This window comes from Pseudomonas putida (assembly GCF_030159595.1).
Lineage (GTDB): Bacteria > Pseudomonadota > Gammaproteobacteria > Pseudomonadales > Pseudomonadaceae > Aquipseudomonas > Aquipseudomonas putida_AC.
On sequence record NZ_BSKJ01000005.1, the window covers coordinates 15,717 to 40,900 of the forward strand.

Below are 25,184 nucleotides of genomic sequence, written 5' to 3' on the forward strand. Positions count from 1 at the left end.
CATGCGACTGACTGCACTGCTGCCCCTGTCCCTGGCCCTGCTGGCCGCCCCCGCCTTGCAGGCCGAAGAGCTGCCCAAGGCCGTTCAGCAACTGCAAGCCAAGGGCGCTGTGATCAAAGGCAGCTTCGATGCCCCCAACGGCCTGCGCGGTTACGCCGCCGAGTACCAGAACAACGCCCTGGCCCTGTACCTCACCCCCGACGGCAAGCATGTGCTGGTCGGCAGCCTGTTCGACGAACAAGGCAAGGACCTGAGTGCCGAGCCGCTGGAAAAGCTGGTATATGCGCCAATGAACAAGGAAATCTGGGCGAAGATGGAGAACACCGCCTGGATTGCCGATGGCAAGGCCGATGCGCCACGCAAGGTGTATGTGTTCAGCGACCCCAATTGCCCGTATTGCAACCTGTTCTGGGAACAGGCGCGGCCATGGGTGGAGTCGGGCAAGGTGCAGTTGCGCCATATCATGGTCGGCATCATCCGTGAAGACAGCCCGGGCAAGTCGGCGGCGCTATTGGCAGCGAAAGACCCGGCCAAGGCATTGCAGGAGCATGAGAAAGCCGGCAAGGCCAGCAAGCTGAAGGCGCTGGAGCAGGTGCCGGAGGCCGTGCAGCAGAAGCTGGCGGCGAACATGGCGTTGATGGAAGAGATGGGGTTGCAGGCAACCCCGGCGATTTTCTATCAGGATGAAAAAGGCAACCTGCAGAGCCAGCAAGGGGCACCGCGGCCGGAGATGCTTGGGAAGATTCTCGGTAAGCGCTGAAATACTGGTTGCCTGTGCCGGCCTCTTCGCGGGTTTACCCGCGAAGAGGCCAGTGCAGGTTTACAGCCCTTCCAGCTCCGCCATCAGGTCACTGAGCCGGTCGACCTTGTCGTCATCCAGCGCACTGCCCTGCAACCCCTGCACATACTCGGCCAGCTCCTCCACCGTGCTGCACTCGAACATCGCCCGCAGCGGCACGTTCAGCTGCAGCTGCTTCTGCACCCGCGAGGCAATCTGCGTGGCCAGCAGCGAATGCCCGCCCAACTCGAAGAAGTTGTCGTGCACCCCCACCCGCTCGGCCTTGAGCACATCGGCCCAGATACCGGCCAACACTTCCTCCAGCTCGTTGCGCGGCGCCTGATAGGCCTGGCTGTGCTGGCCGCCGATGTCGATGGCCGGCAGCGCCTTGCGGTCGAGCTTGCCGTTGGCGTTGTGCGGCAGGTTGTCGAACCAACCCCAGTGCAGCGGCACCATATACTCCGGCAACTCGGCACGCAGGCGTTGCTTCACCTGCTCCAGCAACCCGGCGTCAGCGGCGATACCCTGGTGTGCCACGAGGTAGCCGACCAGGTGCTTGCCATTGACGCCTTCCTGCACACCCACGGCAGCGTCGCGGATTTCCGCCTGCTCATGCAGGCGGGCTTCGATTTCGCCGAGCTCGATGCGGTAACCGCGAATCTTCACCTGGTGGTCGATACGCCCGACGTACTCCAGCACACCGTCCGGGCGCTGCCGCGCCAGGTCGCCAGTGCGATACAGGCGCTCGCCCGCTGCACCGTGCGGATGGGGGATGAATGCCAGTGCCGTGCGCACGGGGTCGGCAACGTAGCCACGGCCTACGCCAGTGCCTGCCACGCACAGCTCGCCCACAGCGCCCAGCGGCACCAGCGCCTGGTCTTCGCCAAACAGGTACAGGCGGTTGTTGTCGGTCGGTGTGCCGATCGGCAAGTAGCTGCCTTGGGTCGACGCGGCATCGACACGGAAAAACGCCACGTCATCGGAGCATTCTGCCGGCCCGTAGGCATTGACCAGGCCGATTTGCGGGTAGCGTTGCAGCCACTGCGCCGCCAGCTCGGGTGGCATGGCTTCGCCGGTCGGCAGCATCCAGCGCAGGCCATCGAGGGCCTGGTGGTCGTTGGCCAGCATCCCCTGGATCAGCGAAGGCACGCTTTCCAGCACAGTGATCCCGCGGGCCTGAACGTGCGCCAGCAGGCCCTGCGGATCATGGGCGATGGCGTTCGGCACAATTTCCACCTTGGCCCCGAACAGCGGCGCGGCGAGGAACTGCCACACTGAAATGTCGAAGCTCTGCGAGGCGGTCTGGGCGATCACGTCCCGCTCGCTCAGCGCCAGGTACGGCACCTTGCTCAGCTGGTTGTTGAGCATGCCGCGCTGTTCCACCATCACCCCTTTCGGCAGACCGGTAGAGCCTGAGGTGTAGATCACATAGGCAAGGTTGTCCGGGCCGCTGTGGAGGCCAGGGTTGTGGCTGGCAACCTGACTCGCCTGGATGTCTTCCCAAACCAGCAACTGTGGCCGTATCGCAGCCTCCAGCTCGCCGAGCAACGCCCGGCCTTGCTCGGCACAGGCCGCGCTGCACACCAGCACTGGGGTGCGGCTGAGCTGGATGATGCTTTGCAGGCGTGCCGTCGGCAGGCCCGGGTCCAGTGGCAGGTAGCCCGCGCCGGCCTTGAAACAGCCGACGATCATGCCCAGCAACGGCAGCCCACGCTCGGCCAGCAGCGCCACCGGTTGGTCCATGTTCACGCCGGCCTCGATCAGGGCGTGGCCCAGGCGGTTGGCCGACAGGTTAAGCCCGGCGTAGTCGTACGACGCCTCCAGGCAGCGGGCCACGGTACGTTCCGGGTGCGCGGCCACCTGCGCTTCGAACAGCGCAATGTAACTTTGCTCCAGCGGGTAGGCACGCGCGGTGCGGTTACAATCTTCCAGCAGGAAGCGTTGCTCGTCCGCGCCCAGCAGCGGCAGCGCGCTCACCTCGCCTTCAAAGCCCTGCACCAACGCCAGCAGCAGTCGCTTGAACTCAGCGAGCAGGCGTTCGACGGTCGGGTAGTCGAAGTAGCGCTGATCGAACGACAGGTGCAGGCCCAGGTCGTCGCCCGGGTAGCACACCGCCGTCAGCGGGAAGTTGGTGTGGGTACGGCCCGAGTCGGAAGTGGCATTCAGGTGCTGTGCGTGGTCGAGCACGGCGGTTTCCACCGGTGCGTTCTCGAACACGAACAGGCTGTCGAACAGCGGCTGGCCTTTGGGCAGCTCGCTGCACTCCTGAATCGCCACCAGCGGCAGGTATTCGTACTCGCGCAGCTCCATGTTGCTTTGCAGCAGGCCTTGCAGCCACTGGCGTACGTTGCAGCGCTCACCGGCGACCGGCAATTGCACGCGCAAGGCAACGCTGTTGATGAACAAGCCGACGGTGCGCTGCATCTGCGGCATGCTCACCGGGCGCCCAGCCACGGTCACGCCAAAGGCCACATCGCGGTCGCCGCTGTAACGCGCCAGCACCAAGGCCCAGGCCGCCTGGGCGAAGGTGTTGACGGTGAGCTGGTGGGCCTGGGCCAGTTCGCGCAGGCGCACGCCATCACTGACTTCAAGGCGGGTGTAGCAATCACCCACCACCATGCCGCTGCCGGCGTGGTCATGGCGCAGCGGGCGGTCACTCGGGATGGCAGTGGCGCGCTCGAAACCGGCCAGGTTCGCCTGCCACCAGGCGCGTGCATCATCCAGGCCCTGGCGTTGCAACCAGCCGATGTAGTCGCGGTAACGCGGCGGCACCGGCAGTTGGGCCTGACGGCCTTCGCCCAGGGCCTGGTAGACCTCGAAGAAGTCGTTCATCAACAGTGAGCGGCACCAGGCATCGATCAGGATGTGGTGGTTGCTCATCATGAACCAGTAGCGCTCGTCGGCCACGCGCACCAGGCGCAGGTGGAACGGCGCCTCGCTGAGCAGGGCGAACCCGGCCTCACGCTCCTGCTTGTGCAGGGCCTGCAGACGCTGCTCCTGGACGTCGTCCGCGAGGCCGCGCCAGTCCTGATAGTCCACCGCCAGGTTGCCCGGCTTGTGGATGATCTGCAGCATCGCTTCGCCGCTGTTCCAGCTGAACGATGCGCGCAATGCTTCGTGGCGCGCCACCACGGCCTGCCAGGCCTGGGCGAAACGTTCAGGGTCAAGGGCGCTGTTGATGCGGTAGCGGTCCTGCATGTAATACAGGCCAGTGCCCGGCTCCAGCAGGGTGTGCAGCAGCATGCCTTCCTGCATCGGGGTGAGCGGGTATACGTCCTCGATCTGTGCAGCCGGTACCGGCAGTGCGTCAATCTGCTCCTGACTCAGGTGCGCCAGCGGGAAGTCCGATGGCGTGAAGCTGCCGTTGCCATCGGCCAGGCAATGGGCGACCAGCGCCAGCAGCTCTTGGCGGTAGGCTTCGGCCACACTGGCGATGGTGCGCTCATCGTAGCGTTCAGCGCTGAAGGTCCAGCGCAGTTGCAAGGCACCGCCATACACCTGGCCATCGACACTCAACCAGTTCGGCAGCGGGGCATCGAGGTCATGGGCCAGTCCGGCCGGGGCCTCCAGCGGCTGGAACAGCGCCGCGCTGTCGAACTGCTGGTCGAACTGGCCCAGGTAGTTGAAGGTAATGCGCGCCTGCGGCAAGGCCGCCATCTGCTCGCGCCCGGCCGGGTCGGCCAGGTAGCGCAGTACGCCATAGCCCAGGCCTTTGTGCGGCACCTGGCGCAGTTGCTCCTTGATGCGTTTGATCGAACCGGCACGCGCCGCGTCGTCCTCGCCTGGCAACGGGCGCAGGCTCAGCGGATAGGCGTTGGTGAACCAGCCGACGCTGCGGGTCAGGTCCATGTCTTCGAACAGCCCGTCACGGCCGTGGCCTTCAAGCTGCACCAGCACTTCTTCATCGCCGGTCCAGCGGCACAAGGCACGCGCCAGCGCCGTCAGCAGCAGGTCGTTGACCTGGGTGTGGTAGGCCGCCGGGGCCTGTTGCAGCAGTTGCCGGGTCTGCTCCACGTCCAAGCCGATGGCCAGGGTATGGGCGTGACGGTGCAGATTGCCGCCCTGCGGGTGATTGCACGGCAGTTCGCGGCGCACCCCGCCCAGCTGGCCTTGCCACCAGCCCAGTTCGTCACGCAGCGAATCGCTGCCGGCGTAGCTGGCCAGGCGCGCGGCCCAGTCGCCCATGGCGTGGGTCTTGGTGGGTAGCGGCTGGCCACGGTACAGGGCCTGCAGGTCTTCCAGCAGCACCCGCCAGGACACGCCGTCGACCACCAGGTGATGGATCGCCAGCAACAGGCGCTGGCCGCCCTGCCCGTCGCGCACCAGCAAGGCACGCAGCAGCGGGCCCTGTTGCAGGTCGAGGCTGCGTTGCAGGTCGGTGTACAGCGCCTGGCAATCGGCTAAGTCAGCGACGGTGGCAGTCCACAGCAATTGCTCGGCGGCTGGCTGGGCGTACTCGGCCTGCCAGCGGCCACGCGCCTCGCTGAAACGCAGGCGCAGGCTGTCGTGGTGTTGCACCAGAGCAGCCAATGCCTGCGCCAGTGCGGTTTCATCCAGCGGCCGACGCGCCTCCAACAACACCGCCTGGTTCCAGTGCTGCGGCTGCGGCACTTCGCTGTCGAAGAACCAGTGCTGGATCGGCGTCAGGCCGGCCTGGCCCTGGCGCTGGCCCTGCTCGATGGTGCTGGCGGCTTCACTGCGCTGAGCGACCGCTGCCAGGGTCTGGATGGTCTGGTGCTGGAACAGGTCGCGCGGGGTAAATTGCAAGCCGGCCTGACGGGCCCGGCTGACTACCTGAATCGACAGGATCGAGTCGCCACCCAGTTCGAAGAAGTTGTCTTGCACGCCAACCTGGGCAACGTTGAGCACATCGCGCCAGATCTGCGCCAGTTGCGTCTCCACTTCGTTGCCAGGGGCTTGGTATTGCTGGCGGGCCTGCTCCAGATCGGGCAGCGGCAAGGCACGGCGGTCGAGCTTGCCGTTACCCATCAGCGGCAGGCTGTCGAGCAGCACAAGGTGCGCAGGTACCATGTAGTCCGGCAGGTGCTGGCGGGCATCGGCTTTCACCGCGTCGCGCAACAGGTTTTGCGCCTCGCTACCAGCAGCGGCCTGCGTGCACACCAGGTAGCCCACCAGTTGCTTGCCACCCGGCAGGTCGAGGGCCAGCACCACAGCCTCGTCGACATCGGCATGCGCCTGCAGCCGGCTTTCGATTTCGCCCAGTTCGATGCGGAAGCCGCGAATCTTCACCTGTTGGTCGGCACGGCCGATGTACTCCACCAGGCCGTCAGTGCCCAGGCGCACCAGGTCGCCGGTGCGGTACAGGCGCCCGCCTTCGGCGCTGAACGGGTCAGCGACGAAGCGCTCTGCGCTGAGGCCCGGGCGGTCGTGGTAACCCTGGGCCAGCCCGGCACCGCCGACATACAGCTCGCCAATGCCCCCTTGCGGCAGCAGGGCCAGGTCTTCATCGAGGATGTAGGCCGTACGGCTGCCGATGACGCGGCCGATCGGCACGCTGCCCAGCGCCGCCGGCAGCGTTTCTGGCGCCAGGCAGGCCAGCGGCATGACCACGGTTTCGGTCGGGCCATAGGCGTTGAAGAACTGGTGCGGCGCGAAGGCCTGGCGAATGCGCAGCAAGTGCTCGCCCGTCAGCGCTTCGCCACCCGTAATCACCAGGCGCACCGGCAACTGCTCGCCCTGACCGGCCAGGTATTGCGCCAGCTGGCTGCCATAGCTGGGGGTAAAGCCCAGAATGCTCACCTGCTGATCACGCACCAGTTGGCAAATTTCTTCGGCACCCCACTGCCCTTGGGCACGCAGCACCACGCGGGCACCACACAGCAGCGGCACCCACAGGCGCTCACTGGCAGCGTCGAAATTGATCGAATAGAAATGCAGCTCGCAGTCGTCGCTGCGCATGCCGAACGCGGCGATCACGGCCTGGCAGTGCATGGCGAACTCACCATGGCTGACCACCACGCCCTTGGGCTTGCCGGTAGAGCCTGAGGTGTAGATCAGGTAGGCCTGATGCTGCGGCAGATTGAGGTTGTCCAACGGCGCATCGCTGTAGGCGGACAGGCTGGCGGCGTCGTCTTCCAGGCTCCAGCGGGCCACGCCTTCAGGCAGCTCGCCCAGGGTTTGCAGCAGCTCGCGCTGGCTCAGCAGCAGGCCGATGCGGCTGTCTTCGATCATGTAACGCAGGCGGTCGAGCGGGTACTCGGGGTCCAGCGGCACATAGGCGCCGCCGGCCTTGAGGATGGCCAGCAGGCCAACGACCATTTCCAGCGAGCGCTCCAGCGCCAGACCCACGCGTACTTGCGGGCCAACGCCACGCTCGCGCAGGGCACGGGCCAGGCGGTTGGCCTGCTGGTCGAGTTCGGCGTAGGTCATGTGCTGGCCGGCGAAGGTCAGCGCGCCCGCCTGTGGCGTGCGGGCGGCCTGGGCGGCGAACAGGCCATGCAGGGTGTGGTCGAGGTCGAAGTCCTGCTCACCCTGCAACTGCCCCACCAACACCTGCTGCTCGGCGCTGCTCAGCATCGGCAGCTCGCACAGGCGCTGGTGCGGGTTGTCCAGCAGGCCGACCAGTAGCTGCTGCCAGTGCTCGGCCATGCGCGCGATGCGTGGCTCGTCGAACAGGTCACGGCTGTAGGTCAGGCAGCAGCCCAGGCGGCCGTCGAGGTCGGTCACCTCCAGGTACAGGTCGAACTTGGTGGCGCTGGCGTCGTTGACCAGGTAATCCACCTGCATGCCGGCCAGCGTGCGGCTTTGCTGGAAGGCCCAGCGCTGCACGTTGCACATCACCTGGAACAGTGGGTTGTAGGCGCTGCTGCGCGGTGGCTGCAAGGCCTCGACCAGTTGGTCGAATGGCAGGTCTTGGTGCGACTGGCCTTCGATGGCGGCCTGGCGCATCTGCTCCAGCAGTGCATCGGCGGTCATCTGGCCGTCCAGCTCGCAGCGCAGCACCTGGGTATTGAGGAAGGCGCCGATCAGGCCTTCGCTTTCCGGGCGGATGCGGTTGGCCACTGGCGCGCCGATGCGCAGGTCACGTTGGCCGCTGTAGCGGTGCAGCAAGGCGGCCAGGGTGGCGGTCATGGTCATGAACAGGGTCAGGCCGCGCTGGCTGTTGAAGGCATGCACACGGGCAACCAACACTGGGTCGAGCTCGAAGCGGTACAGCTCGCCTCGGTGGCTCTGCACGGCCGGGCGCGGGCGGTCGGCGGGCAACGCCAGCACCGGGTGCTCGTCGCCCAGGCGGGCCTTCCAGTAGGCCAGTTGGCGGGCACCCTCGCCGCTTTCCAGCCACTGCCGTTGCCACACGCTGTAGTCCAGGTACTGCACCGGCAACGGCGCCAGCGGTGACTCGCGGTCATCGACAAAGGCCTCGTACAGCTCGCCCAGCTCGCGGGCGAAGATGTCCATGGCCCAACCTTCGGTGACAATGTGGTGCAGGGTGAGGACGAAGAAATGCTCGCGGTCCTCAGCCTTGACCAGGCAGGCACGCAGCAGCGGGCCTCGCTCCAGGTTGAACGGCTGGTGAGCCTGGTCGTCGGCCAGCTGTTGCAGGCGTCGCTGGCGGGCGTCGTCGTCCAAAGTGCTGAAGTCTTGCCAGTCGAGGTGCAGGCCGCTGTCCTCGGACACACACTGGTACGGCACGCCGTCGATGCTGGGGAAGGTGGTGCGCAGGGTTTCGTGGCGCACGATCAGCGCCTGCAATGCACGCTCGAAGGCGTCCACATGCAGGGTGCCACGCAGGCGCGCCATGCCGCCGACGTTGTACGCCGGACTGTCCGGCTCCATTTGCCAGAGGAACCACATGCGCTGCTGCGAGTACGACAACGGTACCGCCTGGCGGCGGTCGACGCGGGCGATTTCGCCTTGCAGGTTGCGCTCGCCGGCTGCGCGGATGCGTGCGATTTCGGCACAGAAGGCACCCAGCTCGCTGGCTTCGAACAAGGCTTTGAGCGGCAGTTCGACGTCACAGGCCTGGCGGCTGCGCGAGACGATCTGGGTGGCCAGCAACGAGTGCCCGCCCAGGGCAAAGAAGTCGTCCTGCAGGCCGACACGCGGCAGGTTCAGCACCTCGCGCCAGATAGCGGCAACCTGTTGCTGCAACGCGGTTTGTGGCTCGACGTGTTCACGTTGCTGCCACACCGGGGCGGGGAGTGCCTTGCGGTCGACCTTGCCGCTGGGGCCCAGTGGCAGCTGCGCCAACGGGATAAGCTGCGCCGGCACCATGTAGGCTGGCAGTTGCTCCGCCAGCACGGCCAGCACGTCAGTGGGCTGGGCGCTGCCGCTGTAATAGCCGACCAGTTGTGCGCCAACGGCATCCTTGTGAATCAGTACCAGCGCCTGTTCCACACCGGCCTGTGCCAGCAGGCAAGCCTGTACTTCCTCAGGCTCGACGCGGAATCCCCGCACCTTAACCTGTTGGTCGAGGCGACCGAGGTACTCCAGGGCCTCAAGCTGCACCTGCCAGCGGGCGCGGTCACCGCTGCGGTACAGGCGTTCGCCATTGCCGTCGGCCTGGGGCACGAAACGCTCGGCAGTAAGGCCCGGGCGGCCCAGGTAACCACGGGCCAGGCCCGCGCCACCCAGGTACAGCTCGCCCGGCACGCCTGGCGCGGTAAGTTCCAGTTCGTCGTCCAGCACGCGGCACAGCACATTGCCCAGCGGGCGACCGATTGGCGAGCGCTCGCCGTCTGCCGCCTGGCAGTGCCAGTGGGTGACGTTGATGGCGGTTTCGGTTGGGCCGTAGCGGTTGTGCAGCTGCACCTGCGGCAACACTTGCAGCACGCGGTCACGCAGCGCGGCAGACAGGGCTTCGCCACCCGAGAACAAGCGGCGCAGGCTGCTGCAGGCGCCCGCCTGCGGCTCCTGAACGAACACTTGCAACAGCGGCGGCACGAAGTGCAGCGCGGTCACGCCATGGGCCTGCACCAGCGCGGCGATACGCTGTGGGTCGCGGTGCTCGCCTGGGCCGGCGAGAACCAGCTTGCAGCCCGTAATCAATGGCCAGAAGCACTCCCACACCGAAACGTCGAAGCTGATCGGTGCCTTTTGCATCAGCACGTCGCTGTCGTCCAGCCTGTAGGTGGCCTGCATCCACTGCAGGCGCTCGGCCAGTGCTGCATGGGTGTTGCCCACGCCTTTGGGTTGGCCGGTAGAGCCGGAGGTGTAGATCACATAGGCCAGGTTGTCGCCATGCAGGTGCAGGCCTGGCGCGTGGCTGGGCCAGCTGTCCAGGTGCAACTGGTCGAGGGCGATGGCGCTGACGCCGTCGACCTGTGGCAATTTGCCCAGCAGGCTGCTATGGCTGAGCAGCAAGCCTGCATTGCAGTCGGCGAGCATATAAGCCAGGCGCTCGGCCGGGTAATCGACGTCCAGCGGCACATAAGCGCCACCGGCCTTGAGAATGGCCAGCAGGCCGACCAGTAGCTGTGGCGAACGCTCGATGGCGATTGCAACGCAAGTGTCGGGGCCGACGCCTTTGTCGCGCAGGTAGTGGGCCAGGCGGTTGGCCTGCTGGTGCAGTTCGGCATAGTCGAGGCTGCCACCGTCCCAGGCCAGTGCAGTGCGCTGCGGGGTCAGCCGGGCCTGTTCGTTGAGCTGCTCCACCAGCAGGCGTTGCGGCGTGGCGGCCGGTGCCTGGCCCCAGCCCAGCAGCTGTGCGCGACCATTCTCGTCCAGCAATTGCACCTCGCCCAACGAACGCTGTGGCGAGGCACTCACCTGCTCCAGCAGCGCCAGCAAGTGATGGGCCAGGCGTTTGACGGTGCTGGGTTCGAACAGCTCGGTGGCATAGTCGAACGCCAGGCTCAGGCGGCCCTGATGGTCTTCTTCACTGTGCAACTGCAAGTCGAACTTGGCTTCGCGGCTGTGCCACGGCAGTTCCTCGGCCAGCAGGCCCGGCAGACGGCGCAAGGCCGACAAGTCACGTTGCTGGTGGTTGAACATGACCTGGAACAGGCCTTGCTCACGGGCTTCGGGCAGGGCCTCGATCAGTTGTTCGAACGGCAAATCCTGATTGGCCTGAGCGTCCAGGGTGGCCTGGCGCACCTGGGCCAGTAGCTGCGTGAACGGCAGCCGGCCATCGAGTTGCGCCCGCAGTACCTGGGTGTTGATGAAGAAGCCGACCATGCCCTGGGTTTCCAGGCGCGGGCGGTTGGCGTTGGGCACGCCGACACGGATGTCGGCCTGGCCACTGTAGCGGTGCAGCAGCGCCTGCCAGCCGGCCAGCAGAACCATGAACAGGCTGGCCTGCTGTTCACGGGCCAGGCCCTTGATTGCTTCGGCGAGTTTGACTGGCACCTTCAGGTTGAAACGTGCAGCACTGTGCTCGCGCTGGCTGGCGCGGGGGTGGTCGGTGCACAGGTCGAGCACCGGCAGTTCGTCACCCAACTGTGTGGCCCAGTACTGCAGTTGGCGTTCGGCTTCACCGGCGGCCAGCCACTGCCGCTGCCAGGTGCCATAGTCGGCGTAACCCAGGGTCAGCGGTGCCAGGCTGGCTTCAAGGCCCTGGCAGCGGGCCGCGTACAGCTTGGCGAATTCGTCCAGCAGGATGTTCAGCGACCAGCCGTCGGCGACGATGTGATGCAGGGTCACCCACAGCTGATGGTCTTCGTCGTCCAGGCGTGCCAGGGTCACGCGCAGCAACGGGCCTTGGGTCAGGTCGAACGGCTGACGGGCCTCGGCTTCACGCTGGGCGGTGACCTGTTCGAGGGTTTGGCCTTCAAGGTCCAGGTGGCGCAGGCTGAACGGCTGTTGCGGCAAGATGCGTTGCAGGGCCTGACCGTTTTCTTCGCTGAATACGGTGCGCAGAGACTCGTGGCGCGCCACCAGCATCTGGAAGGCGGCTTCCAGGGCACTTTCGTCCAGCTCGCCGCGCAGCTGCAGGCCGGCCGGGATGTTGTAGGCCGCCGATTGTGGCGCCAACTGCCACATCAGCCACAAGCGGTTTTGCGCCAGCGACTGCGGCAAGGCCTGGGCGCGTTCCAGCATTGCGATGGTGGCAGTGCCGGCAGCACCTTCGGCGATGATCGACGCCACAGCGTTACTGTAATCGCCCAGCACCGGCGTTTCGAACAGGGTGCGCAGGCTCAGGTTGATACCCAGCTCATCGGCCAGTCGTGCAGTGACCTGGGTGGCGGCGATGGAGTTGCCGCCCAGCAGCAGGAAGTGGTCGTCTGCCGCAACCGCCTCTACCTTGAGGGTGTCGCGCCATACAGCGGCAATGCGTGCCTGCAGCTCATCGGCAGCCGCCGCACCGGCAGCGGCTTCGCGCATGTCCGGGAAGCGGGCATAACAGTCCAGGCTGCCATCATCCATGCGCAGGCGACAGGCCGAGCGCTGCAGCTTGCCACTGGAGGTCTTGGGCAACGCGCCCGGGTTCAGCAGCAGGACCACGGCCGGGGCCTGACGGCAGGCGTCGGCGATCACCTGACGCAGGGTCTTGATCAGGTCCTGGGGTTTGATTGCCTTTTGCACGTTGCGGCTGATCTCCACCGCCACGCCGATGCCCTCCTCGCCTTGGTGCTCGACGGCGAACACGGCCACCCGGCCTTTGCGCAGCACCTCGACTTCGCGTTCGAGGGTTTTTTCCAGGTCCTGCGGGTACAGGTTCTGCCCGCGCACGATCAGCATGTCTTTCAGGCGCCCGGTGACGAACACTTCGCCCTCGCGCAGGAAGCCCAGGTCGCCGGTGCGCAGCCAGGTCTGGCCGTCCATTTCAACGAAGGTACGGGCGCTGGCTTCGGGGTTGCGCCAGTAACCCAGGGCGATGCTCGGGCCACCGGCCCAGATTTCACCGACCTGGTTGTCGCCCAGCACCTGCAAGTGCTGCGGCTCGACGACACGCACCGCGTGGCCGGGTTGCGGGAAGCCGCAGCTCATCAGCACGCTGCCTTTGCCCGGCTGGGCGCGGTTGGCGGCGAAAGCTTCAGCGTCCAGCTCCAGCGCGGCGATGCCCTGGCCACGGCGGCTGCCGCTGACGAACAGGGTGGCTTCCGCCAGGCCGTAGCTGGCGAAGAAGCTCTGCGGGTCGAAGCCGCAGGCCTGGAACTTGTCGGCGAACGTCGCCAGGCTGTCCTGGCGGATCGGCTCGGAGCCGGAATAGGCCACGCGCCAGCGGCTCAGGTCGAGCCCGGCCAACGAGGCCTCGCTGACCCTTTCGCTGCACAGGCGGTAGGCGAAATCGGGGCCGCCGCTGATGGTGCCACCGTACTCGCTGATGGCCTGCAACCAGCGCTGCGGCCGGGCCAGGAAGTAGCCCGGCGACATCAGCACGCACGGCACGCCGCTGAAAATTGGCTGCAGCAGGCCACCGATCAGGCCCATGTCGTGATAGAGCGGCAGCCAGCTGACGATCACGTCGTCGGGGTTGAGGTCGATGCCGAAGCCTTGGCGGATCAACTGTTCGTTGGCCACCAGGTTGCCATGGCTGACCTGCACGCCCTTGGGCAACGCGGTGGAGCCCGAGGTGTATTGCAGGAAGGCGATGTCATCGCCCTTCAGCGTGGGCGCGCGCCAGTTCGCCGCCAGCGCCGGGTCCAGGCCGTCCACCGCCAGCAGTTCGGGGGCGTTGTGCGCCGCCAGCGCTTCCAGGCCCTGCAGGTTTTCGTGCAACGCCGTCACGGTCAACAGCAGGCGTGGTTCGGCATCGGCGATGATCGACAGCAGGCGTTCCTGGTGGTGCTGACGTGCAGACTCCGGCGGGTAGGCCGGCACCGCGATCACGCCCGCATACAGGCAGCCAAAGAACGCTGCCACATAATCCGGGCCACTGGGGAACAACAACACCGCACGGTCGCCGAAGCTGGCACGGGCCTGCAGGGCGGCGGCGATGGTGCGCGCGCGCTGGTCGAGGTCCCGATAGCTGAGCACCGCCTGCTCGCCAGGGGCGTCGGCCAGAAAGCGCAAGGCTATCTTGTCCGGGGTCTGTGCGGCGCGTTGCGCCAGAGCCTGGACCAGCGAGAGCGGGAGTTCGAAGGCGTCCGTCATGGGGTGTTCCTGCCAGTGTCTGGTTGAGTCGGGCCGGCTGCAACGCGAACGTGGCGGGCAGCAATTGGCGACCAAGGATGTACACAGGGGAACGGATGGGCGGGGGCAGAAATTAACGGGACAGAGGCCCGCGCCCTTAGAACTGAAAGATACAGATACTAATTACGTTTCGTATTTGACAATCATTATCATTCTGAATAGCTTGTCGCACGTCGTAGGAAGCTTCCCAGCCTTGGGTGCCTCCTTTCCCCTCTGTGACAAGGTGATTTCCATGGCGGAACAACTATCCACAAGTAAGTGCGATTCACCATTACTGCAGGCCTTCGTCGACAACCGCAGCATCCTGGTCAAGATCGCTGCGCGCATTACCGGCTGCCGCTCGCGCGCCGAAGATGTGGTGCAGGATGCCTTCTTCCGGCTCAGCGCCGCCCCGCAGATCACATCGTCTTTCAAGGCGCAGCTCAGCTACCTGTTCCAGATCGTGCGCAACCTGGCGATCGACCATTACCGCAAGCAGGCGATGGAGCTGAAATACTCCGGCAGCGAGGAGGAAGGCCTGAATGTGGTCATCCAGAACGCCTCGCCCGAAGCCACGCACATCAACCTTGCCGCGCTGGATGACATTGCCGAGGCGCTGAACGAGCTGCCGCAGCGCACTCGCTATGCCTTCGAAATGTACCGCTTGCACGGCGTGCCGCAGAAGGACATCGCCAAGGAGCTGGGAGTGTCACCGACACTGGTCAACTTCATGATCCGTGATGCGCTGGTGCATTGCCGCAAGACCGCCAACCGGCAGGTCTGAGTCTTCAGGATCGCGCCCATTGGGGCTGCTACGCAGCCCCATGGCCCTCAAGCCAGCTTACATCTGTCGAAAAACCGCTCCCGCCCCAGAATCATCAACGCCGCCCGCTTGTGCGGGAAGTCGAACTCCTTGTCGCAATGGAAGCACTGGTCCTGCATGTAGCCGATCATCTTGCCGTTGTCGGCGCGTGGCTCAGCCACCACCCGCTGCGTACGCGGGTCATCCAGGAACAGGTAGTGCACCAGCGCCGACAGCCAGCTGGCCACCTTGTGTGGCCCGCGATGGCTCTCCTCGCCTACCAGCATGTGGATGCCACGGTCGTAGTCATCGGCCGGGTAGAACGGTGCAATGCGGTCCTCCTTGGCCCAATACGCCTCGAAGTAGGCAAACGGCTCATCATCAAAGCAGCCGATCAGCGTCAGGGTATGTGGGTCGGCTTCGAGCTTGTCCAGGTATTCGCGGTGCTGCGCCAGCGTGCCACCTTCCTGCCAGAACGCCTCCACTCGCGGATTGTTCTGCCAGCGGTTGAATCGCTCCAGGTCATGCTCGACCTCCAGGGTGCGCAATGAAACCCAGCTGCCCAGGCGCGCATCGAAGCGCCGGTACACTTCACCACGCGGCTTAGGCGCACGGCGTGGGTGGCGCTTGCCATTGCTGATCTGCATCTGCTGCGGATACACCATCGCCACCGACTCACCCAACCAAGGCTGCGGCAGCTGCCAGAACAGCGCCCGCTCGCACACATACTGGCCAGGCTGTTCACCCACCAGCAGCAAACCACTGGCCAACGCCTGGGGCTGCGCCTCTGGCAAGTGCCAGGCCAGGCGCTGGCAGGCCGTGTCGCGAGACAGCAACCAGTAGCAGGCAGCCCACAAGGCCTGGTAAGGGCGCTCAGGGCACAGGCGGTCAAGGTGAACATGCAAGGTGGCACCCGCCTCCAGGCGCACCTGGATCAACGGTCGGCCTTCAAGGGTAAGGCTCAGCCAGCCGCCCCCCTCCTCGGCACTGAGGTTGCGCCAGCGTGGCGGTGACGGGGGCTGCGAAGCGGCATCGAACGGCATGGGCTTGACTCACGAGAATGAAGAAAAGGCTCACTGTTGAGAACGTTGCCGTGGTGCATGAATTTAGTCTTTGGGGACCGATACGGTGATGCGGTAGGGCTTGAAGATCCGCGCCAGTTCACCGCTGTCACGCAGGTCTCGCAGCAGGCCGGCGAACGACCGCTCGCCGATAGGCGCACCCGGGCGCAGCAACGCGTAGTGGTGATACACCTGGTCAATGCGTTGCGAAGGCACCAGCTGCGCCCTGCTGGCCGGGTTGCGCGCCATGAAGTCGCTGAGGTAGGAGCGCGTGACCAGGGCGATATCGACGCGGCCGGCCTGCACCATCAGCAGGTTACTGTCGTGGGAGTAGGTCAGGGTCGCGTTAAAGGTGGTGCGCAAGTAGTCCGGGTCGGAATTGAAGCGGGCGAACGCGTAGTGATAGCCGTTGAACAATGCCAGGCGTTTGCCACGCAGGTCATCGAAGTAATGCGGGTCGCTGCCATTGGCCTGGCGGGCAACGAATACTTCGGCATCCTCCAGGCCCATGTCCACGGTCTGGTGGGCAATCTGCTCCCAGCCCCATTGCGGATTCTCGAAAATCGCCATGTCGGTGCGGCCCTGCTGGAAGTCACCAAAACGCCGCTGGATTGACGTGGGCACCAGGACAAAGTGATAGCCCTGCTGCAAGCGATTGAGCGCGTCGACCAGTTGCGGCAGCAGGCCGGTGTCGGCCCCCTGTTCGGGACGCACCGTGTACGGCGGGAAGTGCGCAGCGCCGACCTTCACCTCGACGGCATCTGCGGCCCATGCCGGCACCGCCAGCCAGTACACGGCCAGCAGCATCAGGGTGGACAGGGCCTTGAGGCCGGGCGCTGGAGTCAAGACGGACACTCATCACGGTTCATGCCTGGGTCCGCTTAAGCTAGGCGTTTTCCGGGGGCGGCACAACTGCTGGTACCTGCTCTTTACGCCAAAGCAGGCGGCAAAATGCCAGGGGGTGCCGTATGCGCAGAGATTGGCTACGCTCTAGCAGGATCTGCAAGGGAGCCTGGTATGGGCCATTGGTTGGTGATCGACCTGGAAGCCACCACCGACGATGGTGGGTGGCCGGTCACAGAGATGGAAGTCATTGAAATCGGCGCAAGCCTGGTTACCCGCGAAGGCCGTGAGGTCGACCATTTCCAGCGTTTTGTGCGGCCACGGCGGCGTCCGCAGCTCACGCCGTTCTGCCGTGAGCTGACGCACATCAGCCAGGCCAACGTGGACGGCGCCGCACCGTTTCACGAGGTGTGGGCAAGCTTCGAGCGCTGGCTCGGGCACCACCGTGGGCAGCTCCAGGCCTGGGTCAGCTGGGGCGACTACGACCGCCAGCAACTGCATCAGGAATGGCAACAGCACGGGCTCGACAGCCTGTTGCGCACCCTGCCGCACATCAACCTCAAGCAGCGCTTTGCCAAAGCCCGCCACCTGCAACGCCCCACGGGTTTGAACGGAGCCTTGCAACTGGCCGGCATGCACTTTTGTGGGCAACAGCACCGGGCGCTGGAAGACGCACGCAACACGGCACGGTTGCTACCGTTGACGCTCCCAGCCAACAGCCCCTGAAAGCAGATGACGAGGCTTGTGGGCTTGGGCATACTGGCCAGCCCTTTTTCATCCCCTTTTCAGGAGTCGCCCATGTTCCAGGTCAACGAGTACTTCAACGGCACCGTCAAGTCGATCGCATTCGCGGGCGAAGAAGGCCCGGCCACTGTCGGCGTGATGGCCCCGGGCGAATACGAGTTCGGCACTGCCAAGCGCGAAATCATGCATGTGGTGTCGGGTGCGCTGACCGTGAAATTGCCGGGTAGCGACAACTGGGAAACCTTCAAGGCGGGCGACAAGTTCAATGTTGCCGCTGACAGCAAGTTCCAGCTGAAGGTGGCGGTTGATACCGCTTACCTGTGCGAGTACCGCGACTAAGCGTCAGCTTGTACCGGCCTCTTCGCGGGTTTACCCGCGAAGAATCCAGCACTAACCCTTGAGGAAGGCTGCAACCTTCTCAGCCGCCGCCTGCATATGCTGTTCATGGCTGAACCCCGAGGCCTTCAACGGCTTCAGGTCATGATCCCCCGCCACTAGCCAGCTCACCTCGATCGCTGGCGATAATGCATACCCTGCCACCGCCTCGCGGTTGCCCAGCGCATCCCGCTCGCCCTGCACGATCAACGTCGGCGTTTTCAACTCGGCCAGGTGCTCCACGCGCGGCTTCTCAGGTTTACCCACCGCGTAAAAGGGATAGCCCAGGCACACCAGCGCATCCGCACCCAATTCGTCGGCCAGCAGGCTGGCCATGCGCCCGCCCATGGACTTGCCACCCACGGCCAACCTGCCCGCGACCAAAGGTCGCACCTGCCGGTACGCCTCGCGCCAGCATTCCAGTAACACCTTCTGCGGGTTCGGCGGTCGCTTGCCACCAGTAACCCTGCGCTCGGCCATGTACGGGAACTCGAACCGCACGACCGCTACCCCAAGCGCCGCAAGCCTTTGCGCCATTTCGTCCATGAACCCGCTGTCCATCGGCGCACCTGCGCCATGGGCCAGGATCAGGCAGCCTTTGTAGCCATCCTTACCTTCAACCTGCGGAAGATCGCAGCGCAAGCCTGGGACATTTCCGACCTTCGCCCATTGATCCCCGTCAATACCGGCACTTTGCCCATTAATCATGCTTGCCTCGCTGTAAAGCCTGCCAAATAACCGTGGATGGGAACCCATACATGAACACAACCAGCAGTACCGCCTATAACTACAAGGTGGTCCGCCAATTCGCCATCATGACGGTGGTGTGGGGAATCGTCGGGATGGGGCTCGGCGTCTTCATCGCCGCCCAGCTCGCCTGGCCTTCCCTCAACTTCGACCTCCCCTGGACCAGCTTCGGCCGCCTGCGCCCCCTGCATACCAATGCGGTGATCTTCGCTTTCGGCGGCTGCGCGCTGTTTGCCACCTCCTATTATTCGGTGCAACGCACCTGCCAGACCACCCTGTTCGCACCGGGCCTGGCCGCGTTCACCTTCTGGGGCTGGCAACTGGTGATCCTGCTGGCGGCCATCAGCCTGCCGCTGGGCTACACCAGCTCCAAGGAATACGCCGAACTGGAATGGCCGATCGACATCCTGATCACCATCGTCTGGGTGGCCTACGCCATCGTGTTCTTCGGCACGCTGATGAAGCGCAACACCAAACACATCTATGTGGGTAACTGGTTCTTCGGGGCCTTCATCCTCACCGTGGCGCTGCTGCACATCGTCAACAACCTGGAACTGCCGGTCAGCCTGACCAAGTCGTACTCGGTCTACGCCGGCGCCACCGACGCCATGGTGCAGTGGTGGTACGGCCACAACGCGGTAGGCTTCTTCCTGACCGCAGGCTTCCTGGGGATGATGTACTACTACGTGCCCAAGCAGGCCGAACGCCCGGTGTATTCCTATCGCTTGTCGATCGTGCACTTCTGGGCGCTGATCACCCTGTACATCTGGGCCGGTCCGCACCACCTGCACTACACCGCCCTGCCCGACTGGGCACAATCGCTGGGCATGGTGATGTCGCTGATCCTGCTGGCGCCCAGCTGGGGCGGCATGATCAACGGCATGATGACCCTGTCGGGCGCCTGGCACAAACTGCGCAGCGACCCGATCCTGCGCTTCCTGGTCGTTTCGCTGGCGTTCTACGGCATGTCCACCTTCGAAGGCCCGATGATGGCCATCAAGACGGTCAACGCCCTGTCCCACTACACCGACTGGACCATCGGCCATGTGCACGCCGGCGCCCTCGGCTGGGTGGCAATGATTTCGATCGGTGCGCTGTACCACACCATCCCGAAAGTGTTCGGCAAAGAGCGCATGTACAGCCTCGGCCTGATCAATGCGCACTTCTGGCTGGCCACCATCGGCACCGTGCTGTACATCGCCTCGATGTGGGTCAACGGCATCGCCCAGGGCCTGATGTGGCGCGCCGTCAACAGCGACGGCACGCTCACCTACTCGTTCGTGGAAACCCTGGTGGCCAGCCACCCAGGCTTTGTCGTGCGCTTCGTTGGCGGCGCGATCTTCCTCAGCGGCATGTTCCTGATGGCCTGGAACACCTGGCGCACCGTGCGTTCGCCAGCGCTTGACGTCGCCCCTGCGAACGCCCAGTTGGCTTGAGGAGAAACGCCTGATGAAACATGAAGTCATCGAGAAAAACGTCGGCCTGATGGCCCTTCTGATGGTGTTCGCCGTCAGTATCGGCGGCCTGACCCAGATCGTCCCGCTGTTCTTCCAGGACGTCACCAACAAGCCGGTGGAAGGCATGAAGCCCTACACCGCGCTGCAACTGGAAGGCCGCGATATCTACATCCGCGAGGGCTGCGTAGGTTGCCACTCGCAGATGATCCGCCCGTTCCGCGCCGAAACCGAGCGCTACGGCCACTATTCGGTGGCTGGTGAAAGCGTGTGGGACCACCCGTTCCTGTGGGGCTCCAAGCGCACCGGGCCGGACCTGGCCCGGGTCGGTGGCCGCTACTCGGACGACTGGCACCGCGCGCACCTGTACAACCCGCGCAACGTGGTGCCGGAATCGAAGATGCCGTCCTATCCGTGGCTGGTCGCCCAGCAGGTCGACAACAGCCACACCGACGTCAAGATGCGCACCTTGCGCACCCTGGGCGTGCCGTACTCCGACGACGACATTGCCGGCGCCCGCGATGCGGTCAAGGGCAAGACCGAGATGGACGCGCTGGTCGCCTACCTGCAGGTGCTCGGCACCGCGATCAAGAACAAGAGGTGAGTGCGATGGAACTGGACATCGGCATGATCCGCGGCCTGGGCACCCTGGTGGTGATGATCGCCTTCATCGGCCTCTCGCTGTGGGTATTCAACCGCCGCCGCGACCGTGATTTCGCCGAAGCGCGCCTGCTGCCCTTCGTCGACGACCGCCTGCCCCCTGCCGGGCAGGAACCTGCTGCAAAAAGGAGTAACGGGCAATGACCACCTTCTGGAGTACGTACATCAGCGTACTGACCATCGGTAGCCTGATTGGCCTGACCTGGCTGTTGCTCGCCACCCGCAAGGGCGAGAGCAAGAACACCACTGACCAGACCATGGGCCACAGCTTCGACGGCATCGAGGAGTACGACAACCCGCTGCCCAAGTGGTGGTTCTGGTTGTTCGTCGGCACCCTGGTGTTCTCGGTCGGCTACCTGATCCTCTACCCGGGCCTGGGCAACTGGAAAGGCATCCTGCCGGGCTATGAAAATGGCTGGACCGGCGCCAACGAATGGCAGAAGGAAATGGACAAGGCCGACGCCAAATTCGGCCCGATCTTCGCCAAGTACGCCGCCATGCCCGTGGAAGAAGTGGCCAAGGACCCGCAGGCGCTGAAAATGGGCGGCCGCCTGTTTGCCTCCAACTGCTCGGTGTGCCACGGCTCGGACGCCAAAGGTGCCTTCGGCTTCCCCAACCTCACCGACAAGGACTGGCGCTGGGGCGGCGAAGCAGAAACCATCAAGGCTTCGATCATGAACGGCCGCCACGGTGTGATGCCGGCCTGGGCCGAGGTGATCGGCCAGCAGGGCGTGGCCGATGTGGCCGCGTTCGTGCTGACCAGCATGGACGGCCGCAGCCTGCCGGAAGGCGCCAAGGCCGATCCGGCCAAGGGCAAGGAGATCTTCGCCGGCAACTGCGTGGCCTGCCACGGGCCGGAAGGCAAAGGCACCCCGGCCATGGGCGCGCCAGACCTGACCCACCCACAGGCGTTCATCTACGGGTCGAGCTTTGCCCAGCTGCAGCAGACCATTCGCTATGGTCGCCAGGGGCAGATGCCGGCGCAGGCCGAAATCCAGGGTAATGACAAGGTGCATCTGCTGGCGGCTTATGTGTATAGCCTGTCGCAAGATAGCGCTGCTGAAACTGTAACTGCCAAGTAATACCTTGGGGCCGCTTTGCGGCCCCAGCTCTCCCCCGCCGTACTCCCCCCTTGCACCCCCTCCGAACAGAACTAAGCTTGTTGCCACAGTGGGCTTCGCTCCGAAAGGACCGATGCAGACGCGGCGCATAGCCTGTCGCCGTCCCGATAAAAAGCCTGACCGATCGATCAGAAAAAGATGAAAAACGGTACACATTACAAATATTTATTTGTGTACAATCGTCCGGACCCGATCGCTGCGGGACATCAGCGAACGGGCTCGGACACGGGTCGGCGTACCAAAGTTGCGTTGCGGTAACCCTGATGGTTATCAATACTGGCGCCGATTTTTCGACCAACAAGAACATCAAAACCGTGGAACCTTAGAATGAGCACAGCAATCAGTCCGACTGCTTATAACTATAAGGTCGTCCGCCAGTTCGCCATCATGACGGTGGTCTGGGGGATCCTTGGCATGGGCCTCGGCGTCTTCATCGCCTCGCAGCTGGTATGGCCGCAACTGAACCTAGACCTGCCCTGGACCAGCTTCGGCCGCCTGCGCCCGTTGCACACCAACCTGGTGATCTTCGCCTTCGGGGGCTGTGCGCTGTTCGGCACCAGCTACTACGTGGTGCAGCGCACCTGCCAGACCCGGCTGATCTCCGACAGCATGGCCGCCTTCACCTTCTGGGGTTGGCAGGCGGTGATCCTCGGCGCGCTGATCACCCTGCCGATGGGCTACACCACCACCAAGGAATACGCCGAGCTCGAATGGCCGCTGGCGATCCTGCTGGCCATTGTCTGGGTCACCTACGGGTTGGTGTTCTTCGGCACCATCGTCAAGCGCAAGACCAAGCACATCTACGTCGGCAACTGGTTCTACGGCGCCTTCATCGTGGTCACCGCGATGCTGCACATCGTCAACCACATCTCGCTGCCGGTGAGCCTGTTCAAGTCGTACTCGGCCTACGCCGGTGCCACCGACGCGATGATCCAGTGGTGGTACGGCCACAACGCCGTGGGCTTCTTCCTCACCACCGGTTTCCTGGGGATGATGTACTACTTCGTGCCCAAGCAGGCCGAGCGGCCGATCTACTCGTATCGCCTGTCGATCGTGCACTTCTGGGCGCTGATCACCCTGTACATCTGGGCCGGCCCGCACCACCTGCACTACACCGCCCTGCCCGACTGGGCGCAGTCGCTGGGCATGGTGATGTCGATCATCCTGCTGGCGCCAAGCTGGGGCGGCATGATCAACGGCATGATGACCCTGTCGGGCGCCTGGCACAAACTGCGCACCGACCCGATCCTGCGCTTCCTGGTCGTTTCGCTGGCGTTCTACGGCATGTCCACCTTCGAAGGCCCGATGATGGCCATCAAGACCGTGAACTCGCTGTCGCACTACACCGACTGGACCATCGGCCATGTGCACGCCGGCGCCCTCGGCTGGGTAGCCATGATCTCGATCGGCGCCGTGTACCACATGATCCCGAAACTCTACGGTCGCGAGCAGATGCACAGCATCGGCCTGATCAACGCGCACTTCTGGCTGGCCACCATCGGTACCGTGCTGTACATCGCCTCGATGTGGGTCAACGGCATCACCCAAGGCCTGATGTGGCGCGCCATCAACGATGACGGCACCCTCACCTACTCCTTCGTCGAAGCCCTGCAAGCCAGCCACCCTGGCTATATCGTCCGCGCCCTGGGCGGTGCGTTCTTCGCCAGCGGCATGCTGCTGATGGCCTACAACGTGTTCCGTACCGTACGTGCCGCCAACCCGGCACAGGCTGAGGAAGCCGCCAAGATCGTCGTTGTGGGAGCGCACTGATGAAGCATGAAGCCGTCGAGAAGAACATAGGCCTGCTGGCCTTCTTCATGGTCATCGCCGTGAGCGTCGGTGGCCTGACCCAGATCGTCCCGTTGTTTTTCCAGGACGTCACCAACAAACCCGTTGAAGGCATGAAGCCGCGCACCGCGCTGGAAGTGGAAGGCCGCGACATCTACATCCGCGAAGGCTGCGTAGGCTGCCACTCGCAGATGATCCGCCCGTTCCGCGCCGAAACCGAGCGCTACGGCCACTACTCGGTGGCTGGCGAAAGCGTGTGGGACCACCCGTTCCTGTGGGGTTCCAAGCGTACCGGGCCGGACCTGGCCCGGGTCGGTGGCCGCTACTCCGATGACTGGCACCGCGCGCACCTGTACAACCCGCGCAACGTGGTGCCGGAATCGAAGATGCCGTCCTACCCGTGGCTGGTCGAGAACAAGCTCGACGGCAAGGACACCGCGAAGAAGCTGGAGGTGCTGCGCACACTCGGCACCCCGTACACCGATGCCGACATTGCCGGCGCGCGTGACGCGGTCAAGGGCAAGACCGAAATGGACGCCATCGTTGCGTACCTGCAGGGTCTTGGCACCATCATCAAAAGCAAACGGTGACGCTGATGGATATCGGGATGATTCGCGGCCTGGGCACCGTCGTGGTGATGGTGGCCTTCGTGGGCCTGGCGCTGTGGGTGTTCAACCCACGGCGTAAAAAGGACTTCGACGAAGCGACCCAACTGCCCTTCGCGGATGACCCCGAGGCCAGCCGGCACGTTGAGCACGCAAAAGCTTCTGGGAGCAAACAACAATGACAACCTTCTGGAGTCTGTACGTTACCGTCCTGACCCTGGGCACCATCTTCTCACTGACCTGGCTGCTGCTGTCCACCCGCAAGGGCCAGCGCGAAGAGGTGACCGATGAAACCGTCGGACATGCCTTCGATGGCATCGAGGAATATGACAACCCGCTGCCCAAATGGTGGTTCTGGCTGTTCGTAGGCACCATCATTTTCGCCCTTGGCTACCTGGTGATGTACCCGGGCCTGGGCAACTGGAAAGGCATTCTGCCGGGCTATTCGTACCTGGATAACGACAAGCAGACCGAGTTCTCCAATGGCCAGCCGGGCTGGACCGGCGTGCACGAGTGGGAAAAGGAAATGGCCAAGGCCGACGCCCGCTTCGGGCCGATCTTCGCCAAGTTCGCTGCCATGCCCATCGCGGACGTGGCCAAGGACCCTCAGGCGCTGAAAATGGGCGCGCGGCTGTTCGCCTCCAACTGCTCGGTGTGCCACGGCTCCGACGCCAAGGGTGCCTTCGGCTTCCCTAACCTCACCGACAACGACTGGCGCTGGGGCGGCGAGCCCGACACGATCAAAACCACCATCATGGGCGGCCGCCACGGTGTGATGCCTGCCTGGGCCGAAGTGATCGGTGAACAGGGCGTGGCCGACGTGGCTGCATTCGTGGTCAGCAAGCTGGATGGCCGTACCCTGCCAGAGGGCGCGAAGGCCGATGCCGAAAACGGGCAGAAGATCTTCGCCGCCAACTGCGTGGCCTGCCACGGGCCGGAGGGCAAAGGCACACCGGCCATGGGTGCGCCGAACCTGACCCACCCACAGGCGTTCATCTACGGTTCGAGCTTTGCCCAGCTGCAACAGACCATTCGTTATGGTCGCCAAGGGCAGATGCCGGCCCAGGAGCAGCTGCAGGGTAATGACAAGGTGCACTTGCTGGCGGCTTATGTGTACAGCCTGTCGCATCAGGACCAGGCGCCGGCCAAGACCGAGTAAGCAGGCCTGGCCTCTTCGCGGGCAAGCCCGCTC

The 25,184-nt window shown here is 64.5% G+C and carries 16 protein-coding genes; 12 read left to right on the forward strand and 4 right to left on the reverse strand.

Translation table 11 applies throughout. From position 1 onward, the window contains the following. Position 1: 1 nt before the first annotated feature. A complete protein-coding gene (gene dsbG / locus QQL85_RS12430) occupies positions 2-760 on the forward strand; it encodes a thiol:disulfide interchange protein DsbG (protein WP_284353912.1) in 759 nt (252 codons plus the stop codon). A 60-nt stretch (positions 761-820) separates the two neighbouring features. Here dsbG and QQL85_RS12435 read toward each other — a convergent pair whose 3' ends face one another. Beyond that, positions 821-13,774 carry a non-ribosomal peptide synthetase gene (locus QQL85_RS12435; protein WP_284353913.1) on the reverse strand — a complete coding sequence of 4,318 codons (12,954 nt, stop codon included), beginning with the start codon at positions 13,772-13,774 and terminating at the stop codon, positions 821-823. 271 nt (positions 13,775-14,045) lie between these two features. Here QQL85_RS12435 and QQL85_RS12440 point away from each other — a divergent pair, with 271 nt between their 5' ends. Continuing rightward, positions 14,046-14,576, forward strand: coding sequence for an RNA polymerase factor sigma-70 (locus QQL85_RS12440; protein ID WP_033699331.1), 531 nt, complete (start codon positions 14,046-14,048; stop codon positions 14,574-14,576). Between the two features lie 47 nt (positions 14,577-14,623). Here QQL85_RS12440 and QQL85_RS12445 read toward each other — a convergent pair whose 3' ends face one another. Continuing rightward, the gene (locus QQL85_RS12445; RefSeq protein ID WP_284353914.1) at positions 14,624-15,637 is read right to left on the reverse strand and encodes a GNAT family N-acetyltransferase; all 1,014 of its coding nucleotides are present in this window, start codon (positions 15,635-15,637) and stop codon (positions 14,624-14,626) included. A 63-nt stretch (positions 15,638-15,700) separates the two neighbouring features. Continuing rightward, the gene (locus tag QQL85_RS12450) at positions 15,701-16,501 is read right to left on the reverse strand and encodes a substrate-binding periplasmic protein (protein WP_284354239.1); all 801 of its coding nucleotides are present in this window, start codon (positions 16,499-16,501) and stop codon (positions 15,701-15,703) included. A gap of 171 nt (positions 16,502-16,672) precedes the next feature. On the opposite strand from QQL85_RS12450, the gene QQL85_RS12455 reads away from it, so the two are divergent. Further along, the gene (locus QQL85_RS12455; protein WP_264387131.1) at positions 16,673-17,224 is read left to right on the forward strand and encodes an exonuclease domain-containing protein; all 552 of its coding nucleotides are present in this window, start codon (positions 16,673-16,675) and stop codon (positions 17,222-17,224) included. Positions 17,225-17,296: 72 nt separating this feature from the next. Further along, positions 17,297-17,581 (forward strand): pyrimidine/purine nucleoside phosphorylase, encoded by a 285-nt coding sequence (locus QQL85_RS12460; RefSeq protein WP_043203870.1) that lies wholly within the window; start codon positions 17,297-17,299, stop codon positions 17,579-17,581. 51 nt (positions 17,582-17,632) lie between these two features. Here QQL85_RS12460 and QQL85_RS12465 read toward each other — a convergent pair whose 3' ends face one another. Continuing rightward, entirely contained in the window at positions 17,633-18,325 is a 693-nt protein-coding gene (locus QQL85_RS12465) for an alpha/beta family hydrolase (protein WP_284353915.1), read from the reverse strand. Positions 18,326-18,375: 50 nt separating this feature from the next. On the opposite strand from QQL85_RS12465, the gene ccoN (QQL85_RS12470) reads away from it, so the two are divergent. The 8 genes from ccoN (QQL85_RS12470) (at position 18,376) to ccoP (QQL85_RS12505) (ending at position 25,151) form a co-directional block, all read left to right on the forward strand. Beyond that, positions 18,376-19,800, forward strand: coding sequence for a cytochrome-c oxidase, cbb3-type subunit I (ccoN, locus tag QQL85_RS12470; RefSeq protein ID WP_016488335.1), 1,425 nt, complete (start codon positions 18,376-18,378; stop codon positions 19,798-19,800). 13 nt (positions 19,801-19,813) lie between these two features. Then, positions 19,814-20,422 carry a cytochrome-c oxidase, cbb3-type subunit II gene (ccoO, locus tag QQL85_RS12475; RefSeq protein WP_016498648.1) on the forward strand — a complete coding sequence of 203 codons (609 nt, stop codon included), beginning with the start codon at positions 19,814-19,816 and terminating at the stop codon, positions 20,420-20,422. A gap of 5 nt (positions 20,423-20,427) precedes the next feature. After that, positions 20,428-20,622 (forward strand): cbb3-type cytochrome oxidase subunit 3, encoded by a 195-nt coding sequence (locus tag QQL85_RS12480; protein WP_016711696.1) that lies wholly within the window; start codon positions 20,428-20,430, stop codon positions 20,620-20,622. Continuing rightward, entirely contained in the window at positions 20,619-21,560 is a 942-nt protein-coding gene (ccoP, locus tag QQL85_RS12485; protein ID WP_284353916.1) for a cytochrome-c oxidase, cbb3-type subunit III, read from the forward strand. The genes QQL85_RS12480 and ccoP (QQL85_RS12485) overlap by 4 nt, the downstream gene beginning before the upstream one ends. Positions 21,561-21,926: 366 nt before the next feature. Next, the gene (ccoN, locus tag QQL85_RS12490; protein WP_016498645.1) at positions 21,927-23,369 is read left to right on the forward strand and encodes a cytochrome-c oxidase, cbb3-type subunit I; all 1,443 of its coding nucleotides are present in this window, start codon (positions 21,927-21,929) and stop codon (positions 23,367-23,369) included. Beyond that, a complete protein-coding gene (gene ccoO, locus QQL85_RS12495) occupies positions 23,369-23,977 on the forward strand; it encodes a cytochrome-c oxidase, cbb3-type subunit II (protein ID WP_016488340.1) in 609 nt (202 codons plus the stop codon). Before ccoN (QQL85_RS12490) ends, ccoO (QQL85_RS12495) begins: the two co-directional genes overlap by 1 nt. 5 nt (positions 23,978-23,982) lie before the next feature. Next, positions 23,983-24,174, forward strand: a complete 192-nt coding sequence (locus tag QQL85_RS12500) for a cbb3-type cytochrome oxidase subunit 3 (protein ID WP_284353917.1) — start codon at positions 23,983-23,985, stop codon at positions 24,172-24,174. Next, the gene (ccoP, locus tag QQL85_RS12505) at positions 24,171-25,151 is read left to right on the forward strand and encodes a cytochrome-c oxidase, cbb3-type subunit III (RefSeq protein WP_284353918.1); all 981 of its coding nucleotides are present in this window, start codon (positions 24,171-24,173) and stop codon (positions 25,149-25,151) included. The genes QQL85_RS12500 and ccoP (QQL85_RS12505) overlap by 4 nt, the downstream gene beginning before the upstream one ends. Positions 25,152-25,184 lie beyond the last annotated feature (33 nt).